The organism is Ruegeria atlantica (genome assembly GCF_947495585.1).
GTDB lineage: Bacteria > Pseudomonadota > Alphaproteobacteria > Rhodobacterales > Rhodobacteraceae > Ruegeria > Ruegeria atlantica_G.
The window spans coordinates 62724-86568 of the sequence record NZ_CANLZK010000006.1 but is presented as its reverse complement, the minus strand read 5'-3'; the positions used below and the strand labels follow the sequence as shown (position 1 = coordinate 86568).

Annotated in this window: 25 protein-coding genes and 1 riboswitch; of the genes, 16 read left to right on the top strand and 9 right to left on the bottom strand. The window is 57.5% G+C overall.

What is annotated here, in order from left to right; all coding sequences use genetic code 11:
- The first annotated feature begins 34 nt into the window (after positions 1-34).
- From QMP16_RS12455 to cmk, 6 genes are all read left to right on the top strand, one after another.
- Complete coding sequence (locus QMP16_RS12455; protein WP_282152627.1) at positions 35-922, top strand: hemolysin family protein; 888 nt, start codon at positions 35-37, stop codon at positions 920-922.
- On the top strand, positions 919-2415 hold the full coding sequence (gene lnt, locus QMP16_RS12450) for an apolipoprotein N-acyltransferase (RefSeq protein ID WP_282152626.1): 1497 nt from the start codon (positions 919-921) through the stop codon (positions 2413-2415). The genes QMP16_RS12455 and lnt overlap by 4 nt, the downstream gene beginning before the upstream one ends.
- A gap of 42 nt (positions 2416-2457) precedes the next feature.
- Positions 2458-2506: riboswitch (SAM-SAH riboswitch) on the top strand.
- A 5-nt stretch (positions 2507-2511) separates the two neighbouring features.
- Positions 2512-3693, top strand: a complete 1182-nt coding sequence (gene metK, locus QMP16_RS12445; protein ID WP_282152625.1) for a methionine adenosyltransferase — start codon at positions 2512-2514, stop codon at positions 3691-3693.
- Positions 3694-3796: 103 nt separating this feature from the next.
- Complete coding sequence (gene trmB / locus QMP16_RS12440; RefSeq protein ID WP_282152624.1) at positions 3797-4507, top strand: tRNA (guanine(46)-N(7))-methyltransferase TrmB; 711 nt, start codon at positions 3797-3799, stop codon at positions 4505-4507.
- A gap of 68 nt (positions 4508-4575) precedes the next feature.
- Entirely contained in the window at positions 4576-5928 is a 1353-nt protein-coding gene (aroA, locus tag QMP16_RS12435) for a 3-phosphoshikimate 1-carboxyvinyltransferase (protein ID WP_282152623.1), read from the top strand.
- 5 nt (positions 5929-5933) lie between these two features.
- Positions 5934-6560: a (d)CMP kinase gene (gene cmk, locus QMP16_RS12430; protein WP_282152622.1), complete on the top strand. Its 627-nt coding sequence runs from the start codon at positions 5934-5936 to the stop codon at positions 6558-6560.
- 30 nt (positions 6561-6590) lie between these two features.
- On the opposite strand, the gene QMP16_RS12425 is transcribed toward cmk, so the two are convergent.
- Positions 6591-7070, bottom strand: a complete 480-nt coding sequence (locus tag QMP16_RS12425; protein ID WP_058273166.1) for a YHS domain-containing (seleno)protein — start codon at positions 7068-7070, stop codon at positions 6591-6593.
- Positions 7071-7288: 218 nt separating this feature from the next.
- Between QMP16_RS12425 and QMP16_RS12420 the strand changes: the two genes are divergently transcribed.
- Together QMP16_RS12420 and QMP16_RS12415 are read left to right on the top strand one after the other, a co-directional pair.
- Positions 7289-7813, top strand: a complete 525-nt coding sequence (locus tag QMP16_RS12420; protein ID WP_282152621.1) for a hypothetical protein — start codon at positions 7289-7291, stop codon at positions 7811-7813.
- Positions 7814-8119: 306 nt separating this feature from the next.
- Entirely contained in the window at positions 8120-9808 is a 1689-nt protein-coding gene (locus QMP16_RS12415) for a tryptophan halogenase family protein (RefSeq protein ID WP_282152620.1), read from the top strand.
- A 95-nt stretch (positions 9809-9903) separates the two neighbouring features.
- On the opposite strand, the gene QMP16_RS12410 is transcribed toward QMP16_RS12415, so the two are convergent.
- Entirely contained in the window at positions 9904-11379 is a 1476-nt protein-coding gene (locus tag QMP16_RS12410; RefSeq protein WP_282152619.1) for a sulfatase-like hydrolase/transferase, read from the bottom strand.
- A 213-nt stretch (positions 11380-11592) separates the two neighbouring features.
- Between QMP16_RS12410 and QMP16_RS12405 the strand changes: the two genes are divergently transcribed.
- From QMP16_RS12405 to QMP16_RS12370, 8 genes are all read left to right on the top strand, one after another.
- The gene (locus QMP16_RS12405; RefSeq protein ID WP_222424420.1) at positions 11593-11868 is read left to right on the top strand and encodes a DUF6525 family protein; all 276 of its coding nucleotides are present in this window, start codon (positions 11593-11595) and stop codon (positions 11866-11868) included.
- 248 nt (positions 11869-12116) lie between these two features.
- The gene (gene rpsA / locus QMP16_RS12400; protein WP_058279471.1) at positions 12117-13793 is read left to right on the top strand and encodes a 30S ribosomal protein S1; all 1677 of its coding nucleotides are present in this window, start codon (positions 12117-12119) and stop codon (positions 13791-13793) included.
- Between the two features lie 271 nt (positions 13794-14064).
- Positions 14065-14349: an integration host factor subunit beta gene (ihfB, locus tag QMP16_RS12395; RefSeq protein ID WP_037310872.1), complete on the top strand. Its 285-nt coding sequence runs from the start codon at positions 14065-14067 to the stop codon at positions 14347-14349.
- 7 nt (positions 14350-14356) lie between these two features.
- Positions 14357-14707: a lipopolysaccharide assembly protein LapA domain-containing protein gene (locus QMP16_RS12390; protein ID WP_058273237.1), complete on the top strand. Its 351-nt coding sequence runs from the start codon at positions 14357-14359 to the stop codon at positions 14705-14707.
- A gap of 9 nt (positions 14708-14716) precedes the next feature.
- On the top strand, positions 14717-15358 hold the full coding sequence (locus tag QMP16_RS12385; RefSeq protein ID WP_282152618.1) for a phosphoribosylanthranilate isomerase: 642 nt from the start codon (positions 14717-14719) through the stop codon (positions 15356-15358).
- Between the two features lie 46 nt (positions 15359-15404).
- Positions 15405-15740 carry a hypothetical protein gene (locus tag QMP16_RS12380; protein ID WP_282152617.1) on the top strand — a complete coding sequence of 112 codons (336 nt, stop codon included), beginning with the start codon at positions 15405-15407 and terminating at the stop codon, positions 15738-15740.
- Positions 15741-15807: 67 nt separating this feature from the next.
- Positions 15808-17055 carry a tryptophan synthase subunit beta gene (trpB, locus tag QMP16_RS12375; protein ID WP_282120708.1) on the top strand — a complete coding sequence of 416 codons (1248 nt, stop codon included), beginning with the start codon at positions 15808-15810 and terminating at the stop codon, positions 17053-17055.
- Positions 17056-17105: 50 nt separating this feature from the next.
- Positions 17106-17729, top strand: a complete 624-nt coding sequence (locus tag QMP16_RS12370) for a class I SAM-dependent methyltransferase (RefSeq protein ID WP_282152616.1) — start codon at positions 17106-17108, stop codon at positions 17727-17729.
- Positions 17730-17760: 31 nt separating this feature from the next.
- Here QMP16_RS12370 and QMP16_RS12365 read toward each other — a convergent pair whose 3' ends face one another.
- From QMP16_RS12365 to trpA, 7 genes are all read right to left on the bottom strand, one after another.
- Entirely contained in the window at positions 17761-18081 is a 321-nt protein-coding gene (locus QMP16_RS12365; protein ID WP_282152615.1) for an antibiotic biosynthesis monooxygenase family protein, read from the bottom strand.
- Between the two features lie 85 nt (positions 18082-18166).
- A complete protein-coding gene (locus QMP16_RS12360) occupies positions 18167-18544 on the bottom strand; it encodes a DUF2237 family protein (RefSeq protein WP_109312566.1) in 378 nt (125 codons plus the stop codon).
- Positions 18545-18553: 9 nt separating this feature from the next.
- Entirely contained in the window at positions 18554-19717 is a 1164-nt protein-coding gene (locus QMP16_RS12355) for a serine hydrolase domain-containing protein (RefSeq protein ID WP_282120704.1), read from the bottom strand.
- Between the two features lie 82 nt (positions 19718-19799).
- Complete coding sequence (gene pth, locus QMP16_RS12350; protein ID WP_282152614.1) at positions 19800-20480, bottom strand: aminoacyl-tRNA hydrolase; 681 nt, start codon at positions 20478-20480, stop codon at positions 19800-19802.
- A gap of 256 nt (positions 20481-20736) precedes the next feature.
- Positions 20737-21393, bottom strand: coding sequence for a 50S ribosomal protein L25/general stress protein Ctc (locus tag QMP16_RS12345; protein WP_058279479.1), 657 nt, complete (start codon positions 21391-21393; stop codon positions 20737-20739).
- Between the two features lie 268 nt (positions 21394-21661).
- Positions 21662-22828, bottom strand: a complete 1167-nt coding sequence (locus QMP16_RS12340; RefSeq protein WP_282152613.1) for an alpha-hydroxy acid oxidase — start codon at positions 22826-22828, stop codon at positions 21662-21664.
- Positions 22829-22981: 153 nt separating this feature from the next.
- Positions 22982-23773, bottom strand: coding sequence for a tryptophan synthase subunit alpha (gene trpA / locus QMP16_RS12335; RefSeq protein ID WP_282152612.1), 792 nt, complete (start codon positions 23771-23773; stop codon positions 22982-22984).
- Positions 23774-23845: the final 72 nt, after the last annotated feature.

The window sequence follows — 23845 nt, the reverse complement described above, 5'->3', positions numbered from 1 at the left end:
GTGGCCGCATTGGCCGATCATTTGGAACAGGATTATGGGCGATACAGACGGCAGTTCTATGGCGGCGCAGAGCGCGCAACCGAAGGACAGCGGTGAAAATGCCAGCGAAAAAACTGGCTTCTTTTCTCGAATAGTGGACGCGTTCTCGCCGCAGAGCGACGAAGAGGTCAGCGCGACCAATGGACATGAGGTCGACATGGTTCAGCCTCGCGGCATGATCAACCTGCGGCGAATGCGGGTCGAAGATGTGGCTATTCCCACGGCGGAAATCGTGTCCGTGCCCTCGACAATCAGCAAGGATGAGCTGGCCCAGGTTTTCCGCGACAGCGGCCTGTCCCGTATTCCCGTCTACGAGGGAACGCTTGATACGCCTTTGGGGTTTGTGCACCTCAAGGATTTTGCGCTTACGCACGGATTTAATGGCACGGGTTCAGAGTTTGATCTGGTCTCGATGCTGCGTACTTTGCTGTTTGTGCCGCCGTCGATGCCTATTGGCGTGTTGTTGACGAAGATGCAGACCGAACGCCGCCATATGGCGCTGGTGATTGACGAATACGGCGGTGTTGATGGTCTGGTGTCGATCGAGGATCTGATCGAACAGGTGGTCGGTGAGATTGCGGATGAGCACGATGCCGACGAAGGCCAGCTTTGGATACAGGAAAAGCCCGGCTACTATGTCGTGCAAGCCCGCGTCCCCTTGGAGGAATTCGAGGCCGAGATAGGGCGTTCTTTGACAAGTCACGAGGATGTGGACGAGGAAGAAATCGACACGTTGGGCGGATTGGTCTTCATGCTGTCTGGTCGCGTTCCCGCACGAGGCGAGGTCGTGTTGCATCCCGAAGGTCCCGAGTTCGAGGTGATTGACGCCGACCCGCGCCGGATCAAACGTCTGCGTGTCATGTTGCCGGATCGCGTTGAATGAACCCTGCACAGGGCTGGCCGTTTTGGTTGCGGTTAATATCCGCAGCTCTGCTGGGCGCGATCGCGGCGTTTGGGCTTGCTCCGTTCGGCATTTGGCCGGCAACAGTGATCGCACTGATCCTGCTTTCGCCTCTGTTTCTTACGACTGAGACGCGGACGAGGGCAGCGTGGTTGGGCTGGGCCTTTGCGACCGGGTATTTCGCACATGCGCTCAGTTGGATTGTCGAACCGTTCCTAGTTGATGTCCAGCGTCACGGATGGATGGCGCCTTTTGCCCTGACATTCATGGCAGGCGGCCTCGCTCTGTTTTGGGGGCTTGCCTTTTGGCTGGTGCGGCGTCCCGACAGCGATGGCGTATCACAGGCCGTGTTTCTGGCGATTTCAATCTCACTGCTGGAATTTGCGCGAGGCTATGTTCTGACGGGGTTTCCCTGGGCGGGGCTGGCGCAGGTCTGGGTGAATACACAGGTCGCGCAGCTATTGTCTCTGTTCGGGCCATATGGGCTGGGCGCGGTGACTTTGCTGGCGACTTTGCCGCTCGGGGCCGCGCTGTCGCGGCGCGATGGCTATGTGGTTCCGTCAGTCCTGACCGTTGGAACCGCGTGTTTCGCATTGATTTATGCCATGTCGCGCCCGGCTGTTACGGACACTGACAATGTTGTTCGCCTCATTCAACCAAATGCACCCCAGCATCAGAAATGGGATCCGGATTACGCCCCGCTGTTTTTTGCCCGACAACTAGAGTTTACGGCGTCGGCCCCGCGACCGGATTTGATTGTCTGGCCGGAAACCTCGGTTCCTGCATGGCTGGGCAGTGCGCAGCCTTATCTGACCGCAATCGCCGATGCCGCGCAGGGGACGCCCGTATTTCTGGGTATTCAGAGAGGGGACGGCCCGCGCATTTACAATTCGATGATCTATCTGGATGAAGATGGCCGGCAGCAGGGGCTTTATGACAAGCATCATCTGGCGCCCTTTGGCGAATATGTCCCATTTGGTGACATCTTGGCTCAGTTCGGAATTTACGGAATGGCTGCTACCACCGGCAATGGCTTTAGCTCCGGACCGGGTGCGGCACTGATGGACGCTGGCAAGCTGGGGAAGGCGTTACCCCTTATCTGCTATGAGGCGGTCTTTACGCAGGATGTCTTGTCTGCACCAGGTCGTGCCGATTTTCTGCTGCAGATCACCAATGACGCTTGGTTCGGAACGCGCTCGGGGCCGTATCAGCATCTGGCTCAGGCGCAAATGCGCGCCATCGAGCAAGGGTTGCCAATGATCCGGTCGGCAAATACCGGAGTGTCAGCGATGATTGACCCGCTGGGTCGGGTTACAGCAGCTTTGCCGTTGGGGCAGGCCGGTTTTGTCGATGCGACATTGCCCAGTGCGCTGGCTCCGACTGTGTACGCCCGGCTGGGTGATGCACCGGTCTTTGTCGCGCTGTTGGCGCTCTATGCGCTGCTTTCACGCAACGCCAGAAGACAACAACGGTAATTTTGGATTGACGCTGTGTTTCATGGTGCGTATCCCGTTGCATGCTCATCACAACGGCTTCCTGGCGTGATGGGAAAACCTTAATGGAGCACTTTCATGTCCCGACAGAACTACACATTTACTTCGGAGTCCGTTTCCGAAGGGCACCCGGATAAGGTTTGTGACCGGATTTCTGATGCCGTGCTTGACGCATTTCTGAATGAAGAACCCGAAGCGCGCGTGGCGTGCGAAACCTTTGCTACGACCGACCGGGTCGTCATCGGTGGCGAAGTAGGTCTGTCTGATCAGGAAAAGCTGCACGACTACATGGGCCGCATCGACGAGATTGCGCGCGCCTGTATCAAAGACATCGGATACGAGCAGGACAAGTTCCACCACGAAACCGTCGAGGTAACGAACTTGCTGCACGAACAGTCCGCGCATATTGCACAAGGTGTGGATGCAGCCGCAGACAAGGACGAAGGTGCTGGTGACCAGGGCATCATGTTCGGTTATGCGACCACGGAAACGCCTGCGCTGATGCCGGCCCCAATCCAGTATTCTCACGCGATCCTGCGCCGTCTTGCCGAAGTGCGCAAAAATGGCAGCGAACCCGCGCTTGGCCCCGACGCCAAGTCGCAGTTGTCAGTCGTTTACCGCGACGGAAAGCCAGTCGGTGTAAGCTCGATCGTGTTGTCGACACAGCACCTGGACGAAGCGCTGAGCTCGGCCGACATCCGCGCGATTGTCGAACCTTACATTCGTGAATCACTGCCCGAAGGATGGTTGAGCAACGAAACCGAGTGGCACGTGAATCCCACGGGCAAATTCGTGATCGGTGGCCCGGATGGCGACGCAGGTCTGACCGGGCGCAAGATCATCGTGGACACATATGGTGGTGCCGCCCCACACGGCGGTGGCGCGTTCTCGGGCAAGGATCCGACCAAGGTGGACCGTTCGGCTGCGTATGCCGCGCGTTATCTGGCCAAGAACGTTGTGGCCGCCGGAATGGCAGAACGCTGCACGATCCAGCTGAGCTATGCGATTGGTGTCTCCAAGCCGTTGTCGATCTATGCTGATACACACGGTACCGGCGAAATCCCGGATGCTGTAATCGAAAAAGCAGTAGGGCAGGTGATGGACCTGACCCCGCGCGGCATTCGCCAGCATCTTCAGATGAACAAACCCATCTATCAGCGCACAGCGGCTTACGGCCATTTTGGCCGTGATCCAGAGGCTGATGGTGGTTTCAGCTGGGAACGGACTGATCTGGCCGATGCGCTGAAAGCGGCCGTCTGATCCGAATTATCAAAGCGCGCCGTCATCGGCGCGCTTTTTGTGTTGGCCGCTGATTGCCATGCCCCTCTTGAACCGACCTCAGCGTCGCAGTATGGCCACCGCCATGAGCACCCAGACCCCACAACGCCCGCGCAGAAACTTCTATGGCCGCTTCAAAGGGAAAACCCTGAAGCCCAGCCAAAAGACGTATCTGAACGAAGACCTTGATGCACTGTCACCGGGTGCGGTGGATTGGGAAATCAATCCCGAACGCCATCCGCTGGATCTGAACGCTCTGTTCGATGGCAGGGACGTCTGGCTTGAGGTCGGCTTTGGTGGGGGTGAGCATCTTGTGCACCAGGCTGCCAGCAACCCCGATATCGGCATTATTGGGGCCGAACCGTATATCAACGGCGTCGCTATGCTGTTGGGTAAGATTCGTCAGGCCGGGGTCGAAAATCTGGCGGTGCATCCGGGCGATGTGCGCGATCTGTTCGATGTTCTGCCCGAGGCCAGCATCTCACGCGCTTTTCTACTTTATCCTGATCCCTGGCCAAAAACACGGCACCACCGTCGCCGTTTCGTGACGCAGGAACATCTGGAACCTTTGGCCCGTGCCCTGAAGCCGGGGTCTATTTTTCGCGTTGCTACGGACATTCCCGACTACGTGCGCCAGACATTGGAAGAGGTGCCGCGCGCCGGGTTCGAATGGCTAGCCGAGCGTCCTGCTGACTGGCGTGAGCCCTGGGATGACTGGATTTCCACCCGCTATGAACAGAAGGCCCTGCGAGAAGGCCGTACGCCACACTACCTGACCTTCCGCCGCAAAGACTGATTGCGGCTGGACCAACCGGCCCCAATTCGCTAATCCGCCTTGAACTGATAGCGAAAACAGGAGCCCCCATGTCCGGACACGGCACGCCCATCCCGATGACCTCGCATCCCTGCGGCCCGCTGACCGGAACGGCAGAGGTGCCCGGTGACAAATCTATTTCGCACCGGTCGCTGATCCTGGGTGCGATGGCCGTGGGCGAGACCCGGATCTCGGGTCTGTTGGAAGGTGAAGATGTTCTGGACACCGCCAAGGCCATGCGCGCCTTCGGGGCTGAGGTCACTGACCACGGCGGCGGCGAATGGACTGTGCATGGTGTAGGTGTCGGTGGCTTTGCTGAACCCGATCAGGTGATTGATTGCGGCAACTCGGGCACCGGTGTTCGCTTGATTATGGGCGCGATGGCGACCTGTCCGATTTCGGCGACTTTTACGGGCGACGCGAGCCTGAATAAACGCCCTATGGCGCGGGTCACAGATCCGCTGGCGCTGTTTGGAACGCAAGCGGTGGGCCGATCAGGGGGGCGCTTGCCGATGACCATCGTTGGCGCGGCTGACTCCACGCCGGTGCGCTACGAGGTACCCGTGCCTTCCGCCCAGGTAAAATCTGCGGTGCTGCTGGCTGGCCTCAATGCCCCCGGCAAAACTGTGGTGATCGAGAAAGAGGCCACACGCGACCATTCCGAGCGGATGCTGGCGGGCTTTGGTGCGGAAATCACCGTTGAGGACACTGATGAGGGCCGGGTTATCACTCTGACCGGTCGCCCCGAGTTGAAACCACAGGTCATTGCCGTGCCACGCGACCCGTCCAGCGCGGCCTTTCCGGTCTGCGCGGCGCTGCTCACGCCGGGGTCGGACGTTTTGGTGCCGGGCATCGGCCTGAACCCCACCCGTGCGGGGTTGTTCACTACGCTGCGCGAGATGGGTGCAGACCTGACCTATGAGAATGAGCGCGAAGAGGGTGGCGAACCTGTCGCCGATCTGCGCGCAAAGTACTCACCGGATATGAAGGGGATCGATGTTCCACCGGAACGCGCGGCCTCGATGATTGATGAATACCCGGTTTTGTCCGTGATTGCGGCAAATGCCACCGGTGTCACGATGATGGGCGGCGTAAAAGAACTGCGCGTAAAGGAAAGCGACCGGATCGACGCAATGGCCCGGGGCCTGCGCGCCAATGGTGTAACTGTCGAAGAAGGTGATGAATGGTGGTCGGTTGAAGGGCTGGGCATCGGCAAGGTCCCCGGTGGCGGCACCTGCGAAAGCTTTCTGGACCACCGGATCGCCATGTCGTTCATGATTTTGGGGATGGGGGCCCAAAAGGGTGTAACCGTCGACGATGCGGGCCCGATCGCCACTTCGTTCCCGATTTTTGAACCTTTGATGGCCACGTTGGGTGCGAAACTGCAGCGAAATAATCGGTAGATTTGATGTCGGATTCTCAGTTTACAATCGCCATTGACGGACCAGCTGCAGCGGGCAAGGGCACGATCTCAAAAGCGGTCGCGGCCCGATTTGGCTTCGCGCATCTGGACACCGGACTTTTGTACCGCGCGGTTGGCAGGCGGACTTTGCAGGGACTGGAGCCGATTGCGGCAGCGCACGCCCTGACCGCCGAAGAGTTGGAGCAGGGCGATTTGCGCACGGCCGAGATTGCGCAAGCAGCCTCAAAAGTAGCCGTGATCCCCGAGGTTCGGGCCGCGTTGGTTGACTTCCAGCGGGCGTTTGCGCGCCGCTGCGGGGGCGCTGTGCTGGATGGTCGCGACATCGGCACTGTGATTTGTCCCGAGGCCGAGGTGAAACTGTTCGTCACCGCCAGCCCCGAAGTTCGGGCCGAGCGTCGGTTCCTTGAGCTTAGCGCGAAGGGCAATGATATCTCGCGTGAACAGGTGCTGTCGGACGTAAAAGAGCGCGACGCGCGGGATACGGAACGCAGCACTGCGCCGATGAAGCCAGCAGAGGATGCAGTCTTGCTGGACACGTCAGATTTGAGCGTCGAAGCCGCGTTGGAAAAAGCCATCAAGGTCATTGAAGCAAAAAAGCCCGCACGGTCGTAACCGTGCAGGCCTTGGTCTTTTGTGGCCAGATTACAGTTCTCCGACCGCGATACTTTTGATCTTGGACCACTGATTGTCAGCGGTTTCGGATGTGGCAGAGACATCTTCAAGGAACGCCGCGCGAGTATCAGCGTTCAGGAACAGATACAGCTTTCCGTCAGCCACCAAGTATTGATCCGGATCGCCGTCGAATTTTTTGCCGACAGAAACGCCGAACGAACAGAACCCGCCATGTTGTGGCAGGTAGGCCGCCGGGTTGGCCTCGAACGCTTCGCGGTTGGCGGCGCTGGTGAAGTAATAAGATGCGCCGTCATAAGTGGCCGAGTGGGTGGCAAAGCCATCGACCGGGTTGCCGTCGTTAACGAGAGTTACCAGATCGACCCCATGCGCCGCAAGCGGCGCACCGGCGGCAGAAATACCGTTTGATACGTTGATCTCATCCGCAGCAAAGGCCGGGGCTGCGATCAGGGGCAATGTGGCGATCAGGGTGGTAAGAACGAGAGATTTCATTTGTATTTCCTTTCCGGTTCAGAGTCCGGCCAGCAGGTCTACCAGCCGCTGAACCAAAGCTAGGAACTAGGTTCTGAACGAGCTATCGCAGAAAGCCCTGAGTATCTTGCAGATCGTTCAAAGCTGTCGGTGCCTTCGAAATACTGTTCACCAAGCTTTGTTTGGTCAGTTCTGTGCCCCGACCCTATTGTCGGCCTATAGCCTGCAGGAGCGATGCCATGATCCGACTAGCCTTATTGATGATTTTCCTCTCCGGAAGTGTCTTCGCTCAAGAGACGGCTGAGCCGGAGCCCCCGATGACGTATGAGCGGTTGGGAAAGATCATCTTTGCGCTCGATCCTGACGCGAAACCGTTTGGACCGGGGTTTGAGCTGAAGGTTGGGGACGTAACGGTGCTGGTCGTTACGGATATCAATGCGGACCGGATGCGGGCCATGGTCGCGATTGGCAGCGCCGAAGATTTGTCGCCCGCTGACCTTGAACGCGTGATGCAGGCGAATTTTGACAGCACGCTGGACGCGCGTTACGCGCTCGCGAATGGTATCTTGTGGGCTGCGTACATCCATCCGCTATCCCGGCTGGATAAGAACCAGCTGATCTCGGGGCTGGCCCAGACAGTGAATATCGCCAAGACCTATGGCACCTTGTACACCGGTGGCGCGGCGGAATTCGGAGGGGGCGACAGTCAGGATTTGCAGCGCGATCTGATTGAAGAGCTTCTGAAAAAAGGTGAGGAAATCTGACACGCGCCCGGGAATTGCGTTTGCTCTGATTTCAAGTTGCCGCGCAGAAGCTGCGGTCCATCGGCGGCCCGGTTTGCCTTTAACGCATCGCGGTTATTTGTACTGCCCGGGGCAGGGTGCCGTGACCGAGCGTCGCTTTGCCGAAAGAAGGAAAGTACATTCAGGTCAGGGCGCGCTAGACCCTAGCTGGACGCAGGAAACCTGCTATGCTTTGCCCATGCCAGAAGGGAAGGCTGCCAAACAATCCTCAAAAACAAAAAGGGGAAGCAGCCAAAAAATCCCTCAAGCCAACAGGGACAGAACAATATGAATAATCGTTTGCGTAAGATCACTATCGTGGGTGGTGGCACGGCGGGTTGGATGACCGCGCTGATACTGGACATGGTGTTTTCACGCACCTCGGCCCCCAAGGATCGCCCGCGCATCTGCCTGATCGAAAGCCCCAATATCGCCACCGTTGGCGTCGGTGAAGCCACGGTGCCGCGCATGCCGGTCACTCTGCGTCAGGCGGGCATTTCCGAACGGGATTTTTTCCGCGAGACCAATGCGTCGTTCAAGCTGGGCGTGAAGTTCTGCAATTGGAACAAGGACGCAAAGGGCAATCGCATCGATTACGTGAACCCTTTTGCCCACGGTCAGTTGTTGGAAGGATTGGAAGCCGCCGAATACTTCTTACGCTTTGGCAATGGCGATCGGGACTTTACGCAATCCATCTCGCCGCATGACGATCTGGCCCGCCTGTGCAAGGGCGGGCGACCGCTGGGTCAGCCCGAGTTCGAGCAACGGTTTGGCTACGCATATCATCTGGACGCTGTGAAATTTGCGGGCATGCTGACCAAGGTCTGCACCAAGCGCGGCGTTGAGCATATCCAGGATGAGGTGCAGGCGGTTGAGCTGGATGAACAGGGCAATGTCAGCCATCTGATGTTAGAGCGTAAGGGCCGTCACGACATCGAGATGGTCATAGATTGCACCGGGTTCCGCGGCTTGATCATCAACAAGGCTCTGGGTGAGCCGTTTATGGATTACTCGGATTACTTGCCCAACGATCGCGCCATGGCGTTGCAGATTGAACATCCCGACCCAGAGAAAATCGAAAGCGTCACCCGGTCTACCGCGCTGGGCGCCGGTTGGACATGGCGGGTGCCGCTCTACAACCGTGTGGGCACAGGCTATGTGTATTCATCGGCGCATCGCACGGATGATCAGGCGGCAGATGAATATCTCGAATGGCTAGGCGACAGCGGCAAAGGTTTGACACCGCGCGTGATCCCGATGCGCATCGGGCGCGTGCGCAATGCCTGGGTCAAGAACTGTCTGGCAATCGGTTTGTCTGGCGGGTTCATCGAGCCGTTGGAAAGTACCGCAATCCATATGGTTGATCATGCGGTGCGCTGGTTCGCAGAACACCTGCCTACACGCGACATCGAACCATCGCTGCGGGCAAGATATAACCGGCAAATGAACAAGATGTATGACGAGGTCCTGGATTTCATCTGTCTGCACTATCGCCTGGGCAACCGCACGGATGATCAATATTGGATCGATGCGCGCACAGAGATGAAGATACCGGATCGTTTGGCCGAAAACCTGGAATTGTGGCAGCACCGCCTGCCCATGGAACACGATATCGAATTCGCCACACTGTTTAATTTCCGCGTTTATCAGACGGTTCTTTTGGGCAAGCAGGTCTATGACACCGGCTATGGGACCGGCATCCGTGATCGTCTGCGGCCGTTGAAGAAACCGATTTGGTTCCAGTGGTGGAAGGGCGCGAAGGTGGATCTTGCGCAGATCCTCAAGGCGATGCCGGATCACAAAACACTGCTGCGCGATATCCGAGGAGAGCTGGAGCAACCTCCAGCCTTTGGTATGGCGGCTGCGATGCAACCGACCGTCGCGATGCCGGGCGAACAACTTGCACCCGTGGCAATCCAGAACATGCCGAACCTTGCCGAAATCCAAAGCGGCAAGAAGGATCTGCAACTGTTCTAAACGGTCCTAGCGCTCGGCGCAGCTTTGCGGTGGTGGCAGCATTGAACTGCGCTACGCGGACCAAGCAACCACTGGAGGAATGCAAAATGCCTGCGCTAAAGCGCGGGTCCTTCACGCAGCTTTTCCTGCTCGAACGGGGTGGGCGTGTGATTGAAGACAAAGGCCGTGCGGCAGGCTTCTTCTCCGCCCAGGTCTTCGATTTTCTTGCGTTGATCGGCAAAGGCGCGGGCGTTTACCTCTTCGGGGTCGCAGATTTCTCGCAGACGGCGTTCCCCTTCGGCCAGCGCGGCCTGAACCAGCGGATCATTTACCCGATCTTGCGCGCGATTGGTCTGTTCCTGCGGATCGGTTGACAGGTCGAACAATTGCGGGGGCTGTCCGACATAATAGACGTATTTCCATTCGCCCCATCGCACCATGAAACTGCCGGTTTTTGACCCACCATCGTGGTACTCGCTGAAACCGGTTCGGTCGGGGTTGTCCGGCGCATTGGCCAACCCGATCAGAGACAAGCCGGGTTGACCCGCGTTGCCGTCGTCGTCCTCGACGCCGCAGACGTCCCGGGCGGTTGCAGCTATATCGGTCAGATTGGTACAGGTGGTGACACGTCGCCCCGACGGGATACCCGGGCCGGTCGCGATCATCGGAATTCCTGCACTGGCCTCATACATCACCTGTTTAGTCCAAAACCCCTGATCCCCCATCATGTCACCGTGATCCGAGACATAGATCACGACCGTATTCTCGGCCTGACCACTGTCGGACAAGGCTTTCAGGATGCGCCCCACACAATCGTCCATCAATGAGGTCAGACCATAATAAGCCGCCTTGGCTTCGCGCATTTTCTGTTCGTCAAAATAGTCATCGTAATTGAAGAACGCAGCGATGTTGCGCAGCTCTTCATGATCCGGCAGCCCTTTGCCATACCCGACCGGCAAATCCATCTGAGCTGGATCGTAAAGGTCGTACCATTCCTTGGGACAGGTCAGGGGATAGTGCGGACTGACCAGCGACACAAATGCAGCCCAGGGTTTGTCCTGTCGCGCGGGATCGGCCAGCCAGGCCTCGCCTGCTGCGGCAATGTCCAGATCGTAATCGGTATAGGTGCTGGGCCCGACGCCCACATCACCCGCCAGCTCGGATGCCGAATCATAGTCTGGTGGGTTTTCGCGCAAAAGCCCAACGGCCCAGCCGACACCTCCGACCACGTGCATCGGCAGGATTTCCCGCGAGAAGCCATTGTCGTCTTCGTTGGACCTGAAGTGCAGTTTTCCAATAGCGACGACCTCGCGCCCGGCGTCGCGCACCTGCCTCATCCAGCTGCGCGGGTGCCCGTCATAGGGGGTTGCGCTGTCCCAGTTTCCTGTCGTGTGAATCCAGTCTCCGGTCGCAAGCGCCGCCCTTGTGGGTACGCACATGGGTGAGGGCGTGTAGGCAGACTGAAACATCGTACCGCGCGCGGCCAGCGCATCCAGATTGGGCGTTTTGACAATCGGATGGCCCGCGCATCCCATTGCGTCTTTGCGGTGTTCGTCTGAAATGATGACGAGAAAGTTCAGGTCTTGACGCATGAGATCCTCCGACTTTTTCAAAGCTTCGCAAGTGGCGCAGACTTTGCTGTTCGAAACACGACATTCTTCGCAGGAATCGGGAGTTGCGCCTAACGAGGGCGGTTGCATATGGATAAAAATAATGTAATAACATATCAAAACTATCGGGCGAGCATGACGACCCACTGACACCTGAAAGCCTAGGTTCGTGCGCGCCGATGAACGGAGCGCACAATGACTGACCGCAGAAAGAACCGAAACCTGCGTAGCCGGATCAAACGCCGCCAGCGGACGGGATCGCCAATGCAGGCCTATGACGCGTTGCCTGCCGAATTGCGATTGTGGCTTGCCTCGGCTTGTTTACCGTGGAGCCCGGCCTCGGCGCTGCGCATTTGGCATAAAGTAGGCGGCGCGCATAGTCCCGATGATGCCTATTCGCGATTGAATGCGATTGAGCAGTCCATGTTGCAACGGGACGGGCGCGTTTGGGACATGGCGCGCCGAGTGTGACGGCGGCCGATGCCCTGTATATCAAGGCTTTCCTCTTGCACATGTCGAGTATTCCGCTTATACGCGCGCTGTCAACACAAGGGCGGTCAACGTCCGGATGACGTTACTGAGCAGGGCCGGGTCACCTCGGCCCTTTGTGTTTGTTTGCTCAGGGGCGCACCGGATCACGTCCGATGACACCATGAAACAAGACCGGCGGAGACAACCGCTCGGCCAGTAAAAACGTATGTAAAGGAAAACACTGCCAGATGGCTGATACAACCATGGAGGAATTCGAAGCCCTCCTGAACGAAAGCTTCGAAATGGACACGCCCGAAGAGGGTTCTGTTGTCAAAGGCAAGGTACTGGCGATCGAAGCCGGCCAAGCCATCATCGACGTCGGCTACAAAATGGAAGGCCGCGTTGATCTGAAAGAATTCGCGAATCCCGGCGAAGCTCCTGAAATCGCTGTTGGTGACGAGGTAGAAGTCTACCTGCGCGCCGCAGAAAACGCCCGTGGCGAAGCCGTTATCTCGCGCGAGATGGCCCGCCGTGAAGAGGCATGGGACCGTCTGGAAAAAGCATATGCCGACGACCAGCGCGTCGAAGGTGCAATCTTTGGCCGCGTCAAAGGTGGCTTCACCGTCGATCTGGGTGGCGCAGTTGCGTTCCTGCCCGGCTCGCAGGTTGACGTTCGCCCCGTGCGCGACGCTGGCCCGCTGATGGGCTTGAAGCAGCCGTTCCAGATTCTGAAAATGGACCGCCGTCGTGGCAACATCGTTGTTTCGCGTCGCGCTATCCTGGAAGAATCGCGTGCCGAACAGCGTGCCGAAGTCATTGGCAACCTGACCGAAGGTCAGACCGTCGAAGGCGTGGTCAAGAACATCACCGAATACGGTGCGTTTGTTGACCTGGGCGGCGTTGACGGCCTGCTGCACGTCACTGACATGGCATGGCGTCGTGTGAATCACCCGTCTGAGATCCTGACGATCGGCGAAACCATCAAGGTTCAGGTCATCAAGATCAACAAAGAGACCCACCGCATCAGCTTGGGCATGAAGCAGCTGCAGGAAGATCCATGGGATCTGGTTGCTGCCAAGTATCCACTGAGCTCGGTCCATCAGGGTCGCGTCACCAACATCACCGACTACGGCGCGTTCGTCGAGCTGGAAGCCGGTGTCGAAGGTCTGGTGCACGTGTCCGAGATGTCCTGGACCAAGAAAAACGTCCACCCCGGCAAGATCGTTTCGACCAGCCAGGAAGTCGACGTTATGGTTCTGGAAATCGACGGTGCCAAGCGTCGTGTGTCTCTGGGCCTGAAGCAGACAATGCGCAACCCGTGGGAAGTGTTTGCAGAAACACACCCCGAGGGCACCGAAGTCGAAGGCGAAGTCAAGAACATCACCGAATTTGGTCTGTTCATTGGCCTCGAAGGCGACATCGACGGCATGGTTCACCTGTCCGACCTGTCGTGGGACGAACGTGGCGAAGATGCGATCCAGAACTACCGCAAAGGCGACATGGTTTCGGCCGTTGTCTCGGAAGTTGACGTGGAAAAAGAGCGTATCTCGCTGTCGATCAAAGCCCTGGGTGGTGACAAGTTCGCAGAAGCCGTTGGCGGCGTGAAGCGCGGTTCGATCATCACTGTCGAAGTCACTGCGATCGAAGATGGCGGCATCGAGGTAGAATACGAAGGCATGAAGTCCTTCATCCGTCGTTCCGACCTGTCGCGTGACCGTGCAGAGCAGCGCCCCGAGCGTTTCTCGGTTAACGACAAGATCGACGTCCGCGTCACCAATGTCGACAGCAAGACTCGCCGTCTGGGTCTGTCGATCAAGGCACGTGAGATCGCCGAAGAGAAAGAGGCCGTGGAACAGTACGGTTCTTCCGACTCGGGCGCATCGCTGGGCGATATCCTGGGTGCAGCGCTGAAATCCGGCGACTAAGCTCAGGCTGGATTTTCAGCCGAATTTACGGCCCCGTGCAGACGCGCGGGGCCGTTTTTGTTGCGAATCAATATGTTCCAAAATTTGGGCTTATTGCGGCCGTCGTTCACGCTTTAAGAGCGGATTTTGCCTGAACAAGCAAAAAATCGCGCGACTTTGCTGTAAAATGAATGCTTTGCACACAGAGTTTACGTTCCCCCGATCACGGTTTTTTCCTATACTGTCCAGAAGTATAGACATGGTTAACCGGTCGCCTGGGAGGGTAACACTCATGATCCGTTCAGAACTGATTCAGAAAATCGCCGACGAAAACCCGCATCTCTATCAGCGTGATGTCGAGCGGATTGTGAATACCGTGTTCGAAGAAGTGACAGATGCCATGGCGCGTGGCGACCGTGTTGAACTGCGCGGCTTCGGTGCGTTCTCGGTCAAACAACGTGACGCGCGTGTTGGCCGCAATCCTCGTACGGGTGAGACCGTGCAGGTCGAAGAAAAATGTGTTCCATTCTTCAAAACTGGCAAGTTGCTAAGGGACCGATTGAACGGTAAAGCCTGACACCATGATGCGTTACCTTCGATATGCTTTCCTGGCGATCCTTGGGATCGTTCTTGTGTCAATCTCGCTGGCCAATCGCCAGATCGTCGAGTTGAAACTGATGCCGGATGCCCTGGCCGAGTTGCTGGGGCTCAATTTCTCAACGTCTTTGCCACTGTTCATCGTGGTGCTGGGCGGCGTCGTGGCCGGTCTGATCATCGGCTTCCTGTGGGAATGGCTGCGCGAGCATAAACACCGCCGCGATGCCTCGACCAAGACCGGAGAAGTGCGCAAGCTTGAGCGTGAGGTCAAGAAGCTCAAGAAAAAGCAGAACGAGGGCAAGGACGACGTTCTGGCTCTGCTGGACGAAGCCAGCTAAGGCACTTTTATGACGAACGTAGCTGTCAAAATCTGCGGGCTGACCGCACCTGATCATGTGCGCGCTGCGGCTGACGCTGGCGCGCGATATGTCGGGTTTGTTTTCTTCCAAAAATCGCCGCGTCATCTGGAAATTGATGCGGCCGCGTCACTGGCTCAGCTTGTGCCAGCAGGCGTAGCCAAAGTCGCCTTGACCGTGAATGCGACGGACGCTGAACTGGACCGCGTCGTCGCAAGCGTGCCCTTGGACATGTTGCAACTGCACGGCAAAGAAACACCGCAGCGTGTTTCTGAGGTTCGCGACAGGTTTGGCTTGCCGGTGATGAAAGCAATCGGCATCGCCGAGGCCGAGGATCTGAGCGCAATTGACCTGTATTCTGAGGTTGCAGATCAGTTGCTGATCGACGCGAAGCCGCCGCGCACCTCCGAACTGCCGGGCGGCAATGGGCTTGCCTTTGACTGGAGATTGCTCGCAGGCCGGAAATACTGGCAAAAGCCATGGATGCTGGCCGGGGGACTGACGCCAGATAACGTTGCTGAGGCGATCCGGATGACCGGTGCAAAACAAGTCGATGTGTCTTCGGGCGTCGAAAGCGCGCCGGGACTTAAAGATACCATTAAGATTTCTGAATTCGTATCCGCCGCTCATTGATCTGATCGCTGACCTCCCCCGTATATAACGCTGGGGAGGAACAAAGATGCTTGCAGCGATTGGTGGGGTTTCCCTGCAACATTGGTACAACGCGCCAGAGTTCTTTTGGCGCGCCGGGCAAGCATTGAAACAGGCGCGTGGGGATCCATTATGCGAGCATGCACAGATGTTCCCTCACGGTGGGCTCTACTTTTCACTCAGTGTTTGGCAGGATGCCGAGGCCATGCTGACATTTGCCCATTCGGGACCACACAGACGCGTTCTTGCGGCGTCGGACCGGTTGTCAATCACGCATGAGTTCCACCATTTCTCATGCATCGCGGTGCCGACCGAAGAACAGGCCCTGCGGATTTGGAAGCATCGCTATCGACCCGCGAAATGATACGTTTTGCCATGGCAAAACCATCCGCTACCTCCTATGAATAACGGGTACGACGAGGGAGACACCCATGGCCAACGATCTTTTCAATTCCTTCATGTCCGGTCCCGACGAACAGGGCCGGTTTGGCATCTTCGGCGGACGGTTTGTCAGCGAAACGCTGATGCCGCTGATCCTGTCGCTTGAAGAGGAATATGAGAAGGCCAAGGATGATCCGACCTTCTGGGCCGAGATGGACGATCTGTGGGCGAACTATGTGGGTCGACCCTCGCCGCTGTATTACGCAGAGCGCCTGACCGAGCATCTGGGCGGCGCGAAAATCTATCTGAAACGCGACGAACTGAACCACACGGGCGCGCATAAGATCAACAACGTGTTGGGCCAGATCATTCTGGCGCGGCGCATGGGCAAAACCCGGATCATCGCGGAAACCGGGGCAGGGCAGCACGGCGTGGCGACAGCTACCGTCTGCGCCAAATTCGGCCTGAAATGCATTGTTTACATGGGCGCACACGACGTTCAGCGTCAGGCACCGAACGTCTTCCGCATGCGCCTGCTTGGCGCCGAAGTTATTCCGGTCACCTCAGGTCGTGGAACTCTTAAAGACGCGATGAACGACGCGCTGCGTGACTGGGTGACCAATGTACGTGATACGTTCTATTGCATCGGCACTGTGGCGGGCCCGCACCCGTATCCGGCGATGGTGCGTGATTTCCAGTCGATCATCGGCAAGGAAGCCAAGGAACAGATGCAAAAGGCCGAAGGCCGTTTGCCCGACACGCTTATCGCCGCCATCGGCGGTGGGTCGAATGCGATGGGCCTGTTCTATCCGTTCCTTGACGACAAGAGCGTCAACATCATCGGTGTTGAGGCGGGCGGTAAAGGCGTGAATGAAAAGATGGAACATTGCGCCTCGCTGACCGGTGGTCGTCCAGGTGTGCTGCACGGAAACCGTACCTACCTGCTGCAGGACGATGACGGTCAGATCCTCGAAGGCTATTCGATCTCGGCCGGTTTGGATTACCCTGGCATTGGACCCGAGCATTCTTGGCTGAATGACATCGGTCGCGCGAACTATGTCTCGATCACCGACAAAGAGGCGCTGGAAGCGTTCCAGCTGTGCTGCGCAACCGAAGGCATCATCCCCGCGCTCGAGCCCAGCCATGCGTTGGCGCATGTCATGAAGATCGCGCCGGAACTGCCCAAGGATCACCTGATCTGCATGAATATGTGTGGTCGCGGCGACAAGGACGTTCAGACGGTCGCCAAATACCTGAACTTTGATATGTCCGACACCGAAGGCCGTTCGGCCGGATAACGCGCGCCCGGGGCTTTGCGCCCCGGGTGTTTCATGTCACGCTGCATGGCATGCAGAACGCGTCCAGTTCCGAACGACTCGATCAAAAGTACGATGCCGCAGCCCCCGGCTGGGCGGATAAGATGCGTCTGCTGGGCTATTTTGATGCCTATCTGGGGTTTCTGTCGATCGGCTCAGCGGATGATCTAGGCCGGAACGGGCTGGATGTGGGGTGCGGGACAGGTGCTTTTGCCGAGGCACGGGCGGTCATTCAGCCCGAAGGTAAGGTCACACTGCTCGAGCCGTCCGGGAAAATGCTGAAACAGGCCGAGGGTGCGCTGGCCCAAAGGGGCGTTACGACCCAGACTGCCCGATCCCGGTTGGAGAAATTTCACCCAGCCGAGCCCTTTGATTGCATTCTGGCCGCCCATGTCCTTGAACATTGCAGCGACCCCACCGATGCCCTACGCCACATGCGCAGGCAGGCCACGCCAGCGGCAAAGCTATGGCTGGTCGTTAGCAAACCACACTGGTGCAACGCAATTATCTGGCTTCAATGGCGTCACCGGTCGTACAGACCGCAACAGGTGGCCAAGATGCTTAAGGAGGCGGGGTGGGTGTTGGAGGCGGAGCACAGTTTTCCAACTGGTCCGCCCTCGCGCACATCGCGCGGCTATCTGGCCCGCGCCGTGTAAACATCAATCCGGTGTTGGCGACATGGATTGATCAGCTCTGATGCACAACCGTTTCGAACCCCTCGAACTGAGGTGGTCCCATCAGAGCCGACTGCGTCTTGCCGTTGCCTGCATTCTTGTGCGCATCGCGGAATTGTTCGGATTTGGTCCAGGCCTCGAAATCGCTGCGATTGTCCCAAATCACGTGGCTGGAATACAGCCGATACCCGTCGCCTTCGGGGCCTTTCAGAAGGCGGAACTCCTGAAATCCTTGCAGTTCTTTCAACCGGCTTTCGCGGTCTTTCCAAACGGATTCGAAATCGGCTTCGCTGCCCAAACGGACTTTGAAGCGGTTCATGGCGATAAAGCTCATAGCCTACCTCGTTTTTTGACGGTTTCGCGCTTGCTAAACAAAGTGTCGGCTGGCGGGTTTTTTTGATGTCTTTTTACCCCTGAGGTCAATCAGGTTCGACGGCATTTTCACGTAAAATTCCAATAGGGACGATGTCCAATGCCCGCTGATGCGTGGCCTCCAGATCAACCTTGGGCGCGCAGCCCTCGTCATGGGCCTGCAGGAACCGCCCGGCACACAGGCACCAGTTGTCACCGGGCTTGAGACCGGGAAAATCGAACTCGGGGCGCGGTGTGCTCAGGTCATTGCCGACATACTTGGAATAGGCCAGAAACTCGGCCGTCATGACCGCGCAGACCGTGTGACTGCCCTGATCTTCGGCGCAGGTGTTACAGGCCCCGTCCCGAAAAAAACCGGTCTGTGGATCGCGGGAGCAGGGGGCAAGGACGCCCCCCAGAACGTTTATGCTGTCCAGTTTTTGCATGGGCACACCTTACAGGCTTTGGGCGATTGTGCGGAACATTTCTATGTTTGTTTCGTTGACGCCATCGTCACGGAAACTGCGATCAGCCCCGGTTGAAACGATAACAACACCGCGCGGTTGGTCGAAATAGATGTACTGACCATAAACGCCACGGGCCAGAAACTCGCCTTCATGCGCGCCGACGGGGATCCACCACTGGTAGCCATACCCGATCTCTCCGGCTTCGGTCGGGGCGCTCGGAAAAACGGATTCCGCAATCCATTCGGCGGGCACGATCTGCTGGCCATTATGCTCGCCGTTTTGCAGGATCATCTGTCCAAACCGGGCAAAGTCGCGAGTAGTGAAGTTCAACCCGCCCAAGACGAAAGCCACGCCAGCACCGTCGGTGACATAGTAGCCGTCGCGTTCAAGGCCCAGAGGTTCAATGATCTTTTCGGTCAGCAAGTCAGCCACAGACCGATCCGTCGCACCGCGAACAACCATGCCGATAACGTGTGTGTCGATCGAGACATATTGCCATGTCTCGCCGGGCTCGACGAAGGTTTCGTTCAGCGAGGCGGCAAAGTCATCCAGCTCTCCACCCAGGGCGACGACGCGACCCATTCGGTTGATGTCGGAGTTGTAGTCCAGATAGTCCTCGTCGAAGGTCACACCGCTGGCCATGTTCAGAACATTGCGGATCGTTGCGCCGTCATAAGCGGTGCCCTGCAGTTTCGGGGCGTATTTGACCACCGGATCGTCCAGCGAGTCGATGGCGCCTTCGGCCATCAGGATGCCGAACAGGGCGGACAGATAGCTTTTGGCGACCGACCAGGATATCCGGCGATCCTCGGGGGCGGTCCCCAAATAGTATTCTTCGAACCTGATCTGCCCGTCCTGCATCACCAGCAAAGAGGTTACGGCCCGGTCTTCGACCCATTTGTCCGTGCCCTCGGGCAGGTCAAAACCGGGGCCGTAGGGCAGTTCGAATGTCGCACCTTCCCCCCTTGGCAGGTCGACAGTCAGGAAGGCGTCATCCATGTGAGAGAAATTGTGAATGATCTTTTCTTCGGAAAACAGAGAGTTCACGGCCATCAGGCGCTGAATCTCTTCGCGCTTCCAAACGCCAACGACCACCGCTGCCAGCACCAACATCAAAACGATGCGCAGCACCCATTTCATCAGGGTTCGCATATGTTACCTCCCGCTTTTGGTGTGCATTGGAGCGCGGACTGGCGCAGTTCGCAATTGAGACGTAGCGGCAACATCGTTAGCCTTACTTGAACTTGTCCATCAGTTTTTGCATGGCGGACCTGCTGTCCGCCTCGGGTTCAGGCGTAGCTGCAGCGACCGATTTCGAGGAGGCCGCAGCGGTTTTTGATGACCGTGGCGGTGCGGTGCGCAATGCGACCGCGTTCATGAATTTGCCACCATCGCCATCTGCCAAATGACCTGCACCGTCGGAAACCCCTCGCAAGACGTCTTCCAGCCAATCCGAATCTGCCTTGGCAAAGTCACTCAGAACATAAGGCGAGACCAGTTCCTTACGACCCGGATGCCCAATGCCCAGACGAACTCGATCATAGGCCGGGCTGATATGGTCATGGATCGACCGCAGACCGTTATGCCCGGCGTGACCTCCACCTGCTTTCGCACGCACCTTACCGGGCGCAAGATCCAGCTCGTCGTGAAAAACGGTCACATCGGTTGAGTCCAGCTTGTAAAAGCGCATCGCCTCACCCACGGATTGACCCGAGCGGTTCATGAAGGTTTGCGGCTTGACCAGCAGCACCTTTTCCGAGCCTAACCGCCCTTCGGCGATTTCTGCCTGAAACTTTGATTTCCACGGGCCGAAACCGTGATCGCCGGCAATCCTGTCCAGTGCCATAAAGCCGATATTGTGCCGGTTCCGGGCATATTTCTGCCCCGGATTGCCCAGCCCGACAAAAAGTTTCATGGTTCTGCTCCGCGCGTCATTGTACGACTTGCTTCCTCATGCCCCGAATTGGATCGGAATTCCAGTGAGACTTCGTCTGCCATTGCCTGTCGCTAACAGCAGCAGGTGAGGCGCGCCTGGCCAGTAGGGGCCGTGATTTCAATCCGCCAGAGTGAATGCCGGAGCCGGCGGCAAGCTAGTGCGAAGATCCGCATTAGACAAAAAAACGGGGCTCCAAAGGAACCCCGTTTCAAATTCAAGGTACTGAAACCTGAACTTATTCTTCGGCTTCCTGACCGACGACTTCAACTTCGTCTACGGCTACTTCGCCCTCTTCACCTTCTTCGTCATCATCCGTTACCAGACCGGTCGGTGCTGAGATGTTCGCGATCACGAAGTCACGATCGATGGTCGGCTTGGTGCCTTCGGGCAGGTCAACCGACGAAATGGTGGCAACGTCGTTGATGTTCATGCCAGTCACGTCAACAGTGATCTTCTCAGGAATATCACCTGCCGTGCACAGCAGTTCGACTTCCGGACGGACAACCGTCAAAACGCCGCCCTTTTTGATGCCGGGTGCTTCTTCCTCGTTGATGAACTCAACCGGGATGAACAGCGCGATCTTGGTGGTGCGACGCAGGCGCATCAGATCCAGGTGGGTCGGCAGGTCTTTGACGACGTCACGCTGAACGTCGCGGCAGATGACGCGGACGTCTTCCTGGCCTTCAACCTTCAGGTTCCACAGGGTCGACTTGAACCGGCCAGCTTTCAGGCGCTTGAACAGTTCGTTGAACGGGATCTGAATCGGCAGCGGTTCTTTGTCGCCACCAAATACGATGCCCGGAACCATGCCGTCGCGGCGTGCCTGACGAGCGGCGCCCTTGCCTGTCCCCGTCCGTTCCAGAGCTACGAGATCAGGAATCTCTCCAGCCATGATAATTCTCCAATGTTAGGGCGGGCATCCTCCAAGGCTGTATGCCCGCGTGAAGCCGCGTCCTTAGCTTGAATTGTCAGGTTTGGAAAGGGGTTTTTAGCGGTCTTCATACTTTGCGAGGCTCTGCCTCGTGCTCCGGGATATTTGGGGCCAGACGAAGAGCGGATCCCCTGCTTCAACTGGCAAAAAAATATCTCGGGGTATTCGCAGTTTGCTGCGGTGGGCGTAGTGCCCCCTTTAACATGGCTTGCTGAAAGGTTTTGCGAGATCAGGCTTGCCATCGGCCGCCGAAATCCTCGGGGATCAGCAGGTTGTGACGACCCAGACTGCTCACATTCCGCTCGCCGCACAGGGCCATCGTGGTATCCAGCTCTTTGTGGATGATATCCAGCGCGGTGGTGACACCTTTTTGGCCCATCGCACCCAGCCCATAGACAAAAGCGCGACCGATGTAAGTACCCTTGGCCCCAAGTGCCAACGCTTTGAGAACGTCCTGCCCGGACCGGATGCCGCTGTCCAGATGGACTTCGACGTCATCACCAACTGCGTCCATAATTTCAGGCAAAACGCGGATCGAACTGAGCGCTCCATCCAACTGTCGCCCGCCGTGGTTTGAAACAACGATGGCCTCTGCGCCCAGTTTAGCTGCCATCCTGGCGTCCTCGGCATCCAGAATGCCCTTCAGGATCACCTTGCCGCCCCACTGCTCCATCAACTTTTCGACCTTTTTCCAATCGAGGCTGGGATCGAATTGCTCGGCCGTCCACGCGCCCAGCGATGAGGCATCAGAAACGCCTTCGGCATGACCAACAATATTGCCAAATTCGCGCCGATGTGCGCCCAGCATCTCGATCCCCCAAGCCCATTTGGTCATGAGGTTTGCGATTGTCTTGGCGGTCAGTTTCGGCGGCGCGGACAAGCCATTTTTCAGATCTTTGTGGCGCTGCCCCAGAATTTGCAGGTCCAGGGTGATCACCAATGCGGAACAATTGGCATCCTTGGCGCGCTGAATCAGGCGACCGACGTAATCCTGATCCTTCATTGCATAAAGCTGAAACCAAAATGGTTTGCTTGTATGCCCTGCGACATCCTCGATCGAGTTGATCGACATGGTCGACAGGGTGAAGGGCACGCCGAATTCTTCGGCAGCTTTTGCGGCCTTCATCTCACCGTCCGCGTGCTGCATGCCTGTCAGGCCCACTGGGGCCAGAGCCACCGGCATCGCAACATCCTGCCCGATCATCTGCGATGCAGTCGAGCGCCCGTCCATGTCCACGGCGACCCGCTGGCGCAGCCTAATATCTTCGAAATCCGAGCTGTTGTCGCGGAACGTCTGTTCGGTCCAGCTGCCGCTTTCGGCATAGTCGAAAAACATGCGCGGCACGCGGCGTTCGTAGATGCGTTTCAGATCGTCGATATTGGTAATGACGGGCATGAGGTTCGGCCTTCGCAGTATTGGTGATGTTTGTTACCAACCATTTGAGGCCCTCGCAACGCTGGGACGTTGTGAGGCAACGTCAAGTATCCCGGGGCAACAAAAAACGCGGCCGGACATGGCCGACCGCATTGAAATTTGATCAGGCTTCGCTTAGGCTGAGTGGGCGCCGTCAGCCAGAGATTTCACGAAATCCAAAACTTCGCCGGTGGGCTTGCCCGCAGCGATCTGGCTGACGATAGCAGAGCCAACCACAGCACCATCAGCAACAGTTGCGATTGCCTGTGATTTTTCAGGTGTATTGATCCCGAACCCGACGATCACTGGTAAATCGGTTGCGGATTTGATGCGGGCGACCTCGGGGCCAACATTTGTGGCTTGGGCTTCGGCCGCACCCGTAATGCCGGTGATCGATACGTAATACACAAAGCCCGATGTGTTCTGCAGAACGCGGGGCAAGCGCTTGTCATCGGTGGTTGGCGTTGCCAGGCGAATAAAGTTCAGACCTGCGGCTTGTGCAGGCAGGCATAGCTCTTCATCTTCTTCTGGTGGCAGGTCGACGACGATCAGCCCATCAATTCCGACCTCTTTGGCATTGGCAAGAAATTTGTCGACACCACGGCTGTAGATTGGATTGTAGTAGCCCATCAGCACAATCGGAGTGGTGTCATCGGTTTCGCGAAACGCTCGGGCCAGATCCAAAGTCCGCTGCAAAGTCATGCCGCTGTCCAGTGCGCGTTGACCGGCGGCTTGGATCGTCGGGCCGTCTGCCATCGGATCGGTAAAGGGCAGGCCCAGTTCGATGACATCGACACCTGCGCCAGGCAGGCCCTTTACGATTTCAAGCGAGGTTTCGAAATCCGGGTCACCGGCCATGATATAGGCGACGAACGCCTTCTTTCCCTGTTCTTTCAGAGCGGCGAACTTGGCGTCGATACGGGTCATAAGCTGTCCTTGCAATCAGGTTCAGACCTGATGTGCAGAAACTTTGAGGGGAAATCAATCCCGGTTCGCAGC

Coding starts and splice junctions, on each gene's coding strand:
- QMP16_RS12455 (WP_282152627.1), top strand. CDS start 35: ATGGGCGATACAGACGGCAGTTCTATGGCGGCGCAGAGCGCGCAACCG.
- lnt (WP_282152626.1), top strand. CDS start 919: ATGAACCCTGCACAGGGCTGGCCGTTTTGGTTGCGGTTAATATCCGCA.
- metK (WP_282152625.1), top strand. CDS start 2,512: ATGTCCCGACAGAACTACACATTTACTTCGGAGTCCGTTTCCGAAGGG.
- trmB (WP_282152624.1), top strand. CDS start 3,797: ATGAGCACCCAGACCCCACAACGCCCGCGCAGAAACTTCTATGGCCGC.
- aroA (WP_282152623.1), top strand. CDS start 4,576: ATGTCCGGACACGGCACGCCCATCCCGATGACCTCGCATCCCTGCGGC.
- cmk (WP_282152622.1), top strand. CDS start 5,934: ATGTCGGATTCTCAGTTTACAATCGCCATTGACGGACCAGCTGCAGCG.
- QMP16_RS12425 (WP_058273166.1), bottom strand. CDS start 7,070: ATGAAATCTCTCGTTCTTACCACCCTGATCGCCACATTGCCCCTGATC.
- QMP16_RS12420 (WP_282152621.1), top strand. CDS start 7,289: ATGATCCGACTAGCCTTATTGATGATTTTCCTCTCCGGAAGTGTCTTC.
- QMP16_RS12415 (WP_282152620.1), top strand. CDS start 8,120: ATGAATAATCGTTTGCGTAAGATCACTATCGTGGGTGGTGGCACGGCG.
- QMP16_RS12410 (WP_282152619.1), bottom strand. CDS start 11,379: ATGCGTCAAGACCTGAACTTTCTCGTCATCATTTCAGACGAACACCGC.
- QMP16_RS12405 (WP_222424420.1), top strand. CDS start 11,593: ATGACTGACCGCAGAAAGAACCGAAACCTGCGTAGCCGGATCAAACGC.
- rpsA (WP_058279471.1), top strand. CDS start 12,117: ATGGCTGATACAACCATGGAGGAATTCGAAGCCCTCCTGAACGAAAGC.
- ihfB (WP_037310872.1), top strand. CDS start 14,065: ATGATCCGTTCAGAACTGATTCAGAAAATCGCCGACGAAAACCCGCAT.
- QMP16_RS12390 (WP_058273237.1), top strand. CDS start 14,357: ATGCGTTACCTTCGATATGCTTTCCTGGCGATCCTTGGGATCGTTCTT.
- QMP16_RS12385 (WP_282152618.1), top strand. CDS start 14,717: ATGACGAACGTAGCTGTCAAAATCTGCGGGCTGACCGCACCTGATCAT.
- QMP16_RS12380 (WP_282152617.1), top strand. CDS start 15,405: ATGCTTGCAGCGATTGGTGGGGTTTCCCTGCAACATTGGTACAACGCG.
- trpB (WP_282120708.1), top strand. CDS start 15,808: ATGGCCAACGATCTTTTCAATTCCTTCATGTCCGGTCCCGACGAACAG.
- QMP16_RS12370 (WP_282152616.1), top strand. CDS start 17,106: ATGCAGAACGCGTCCAGTTCCGAACGACTCGATCAAAAGTACGATGCC.
- QMP16_RS12365 (WP_282152615.1), bottom strand. CDS start 18,081: ATGAGCTTTATCGCCATGAACCGCTTCAAAGTCCGTTTGGGCAGCGAA.
- QMP16_RS12360 (WP_109312566.1), bottom strand. CDS start 18,544: ATGCAAAAACTGGACAGCATAAACGTTCTGGGGGGCGTCCTTGCCCCC.
- QMP16_RS12355 (WP_282120704.1), bottom strand. CDS start 19,717: ATGCGAACCCTGATGAAATGGGTGCTGCGCATCGTTTTGATGTTGGTG.
- pth (WP_282152614.1), bottom strand. CDS start 20,480: ATGAAACTTTTTGTCGGGCTGGGCAATCCGGGGCAGAAATATGCCCGG.
- QMP16_RS12345 (WP_058279479.1), bottom strand. CDS start 21,393: ATGGCTGGAGAGATTCCTGATCTCGTAGCTCTGGAACGGACGGGGACA.
- QMP16_RS12340 (WP_282152613.1), bottom strand. CDS start 22,828: ATGCCCGTCATTACCAATATCGACGATCTGAAACGCATCTACGAACGC.
- trpA (WP_282152612.1), bottom strand. CDS start 23,773: ATGACCCGTATCGACGCCAAGTTCGCCGCTCTGAAAGAACAGGGAAAG.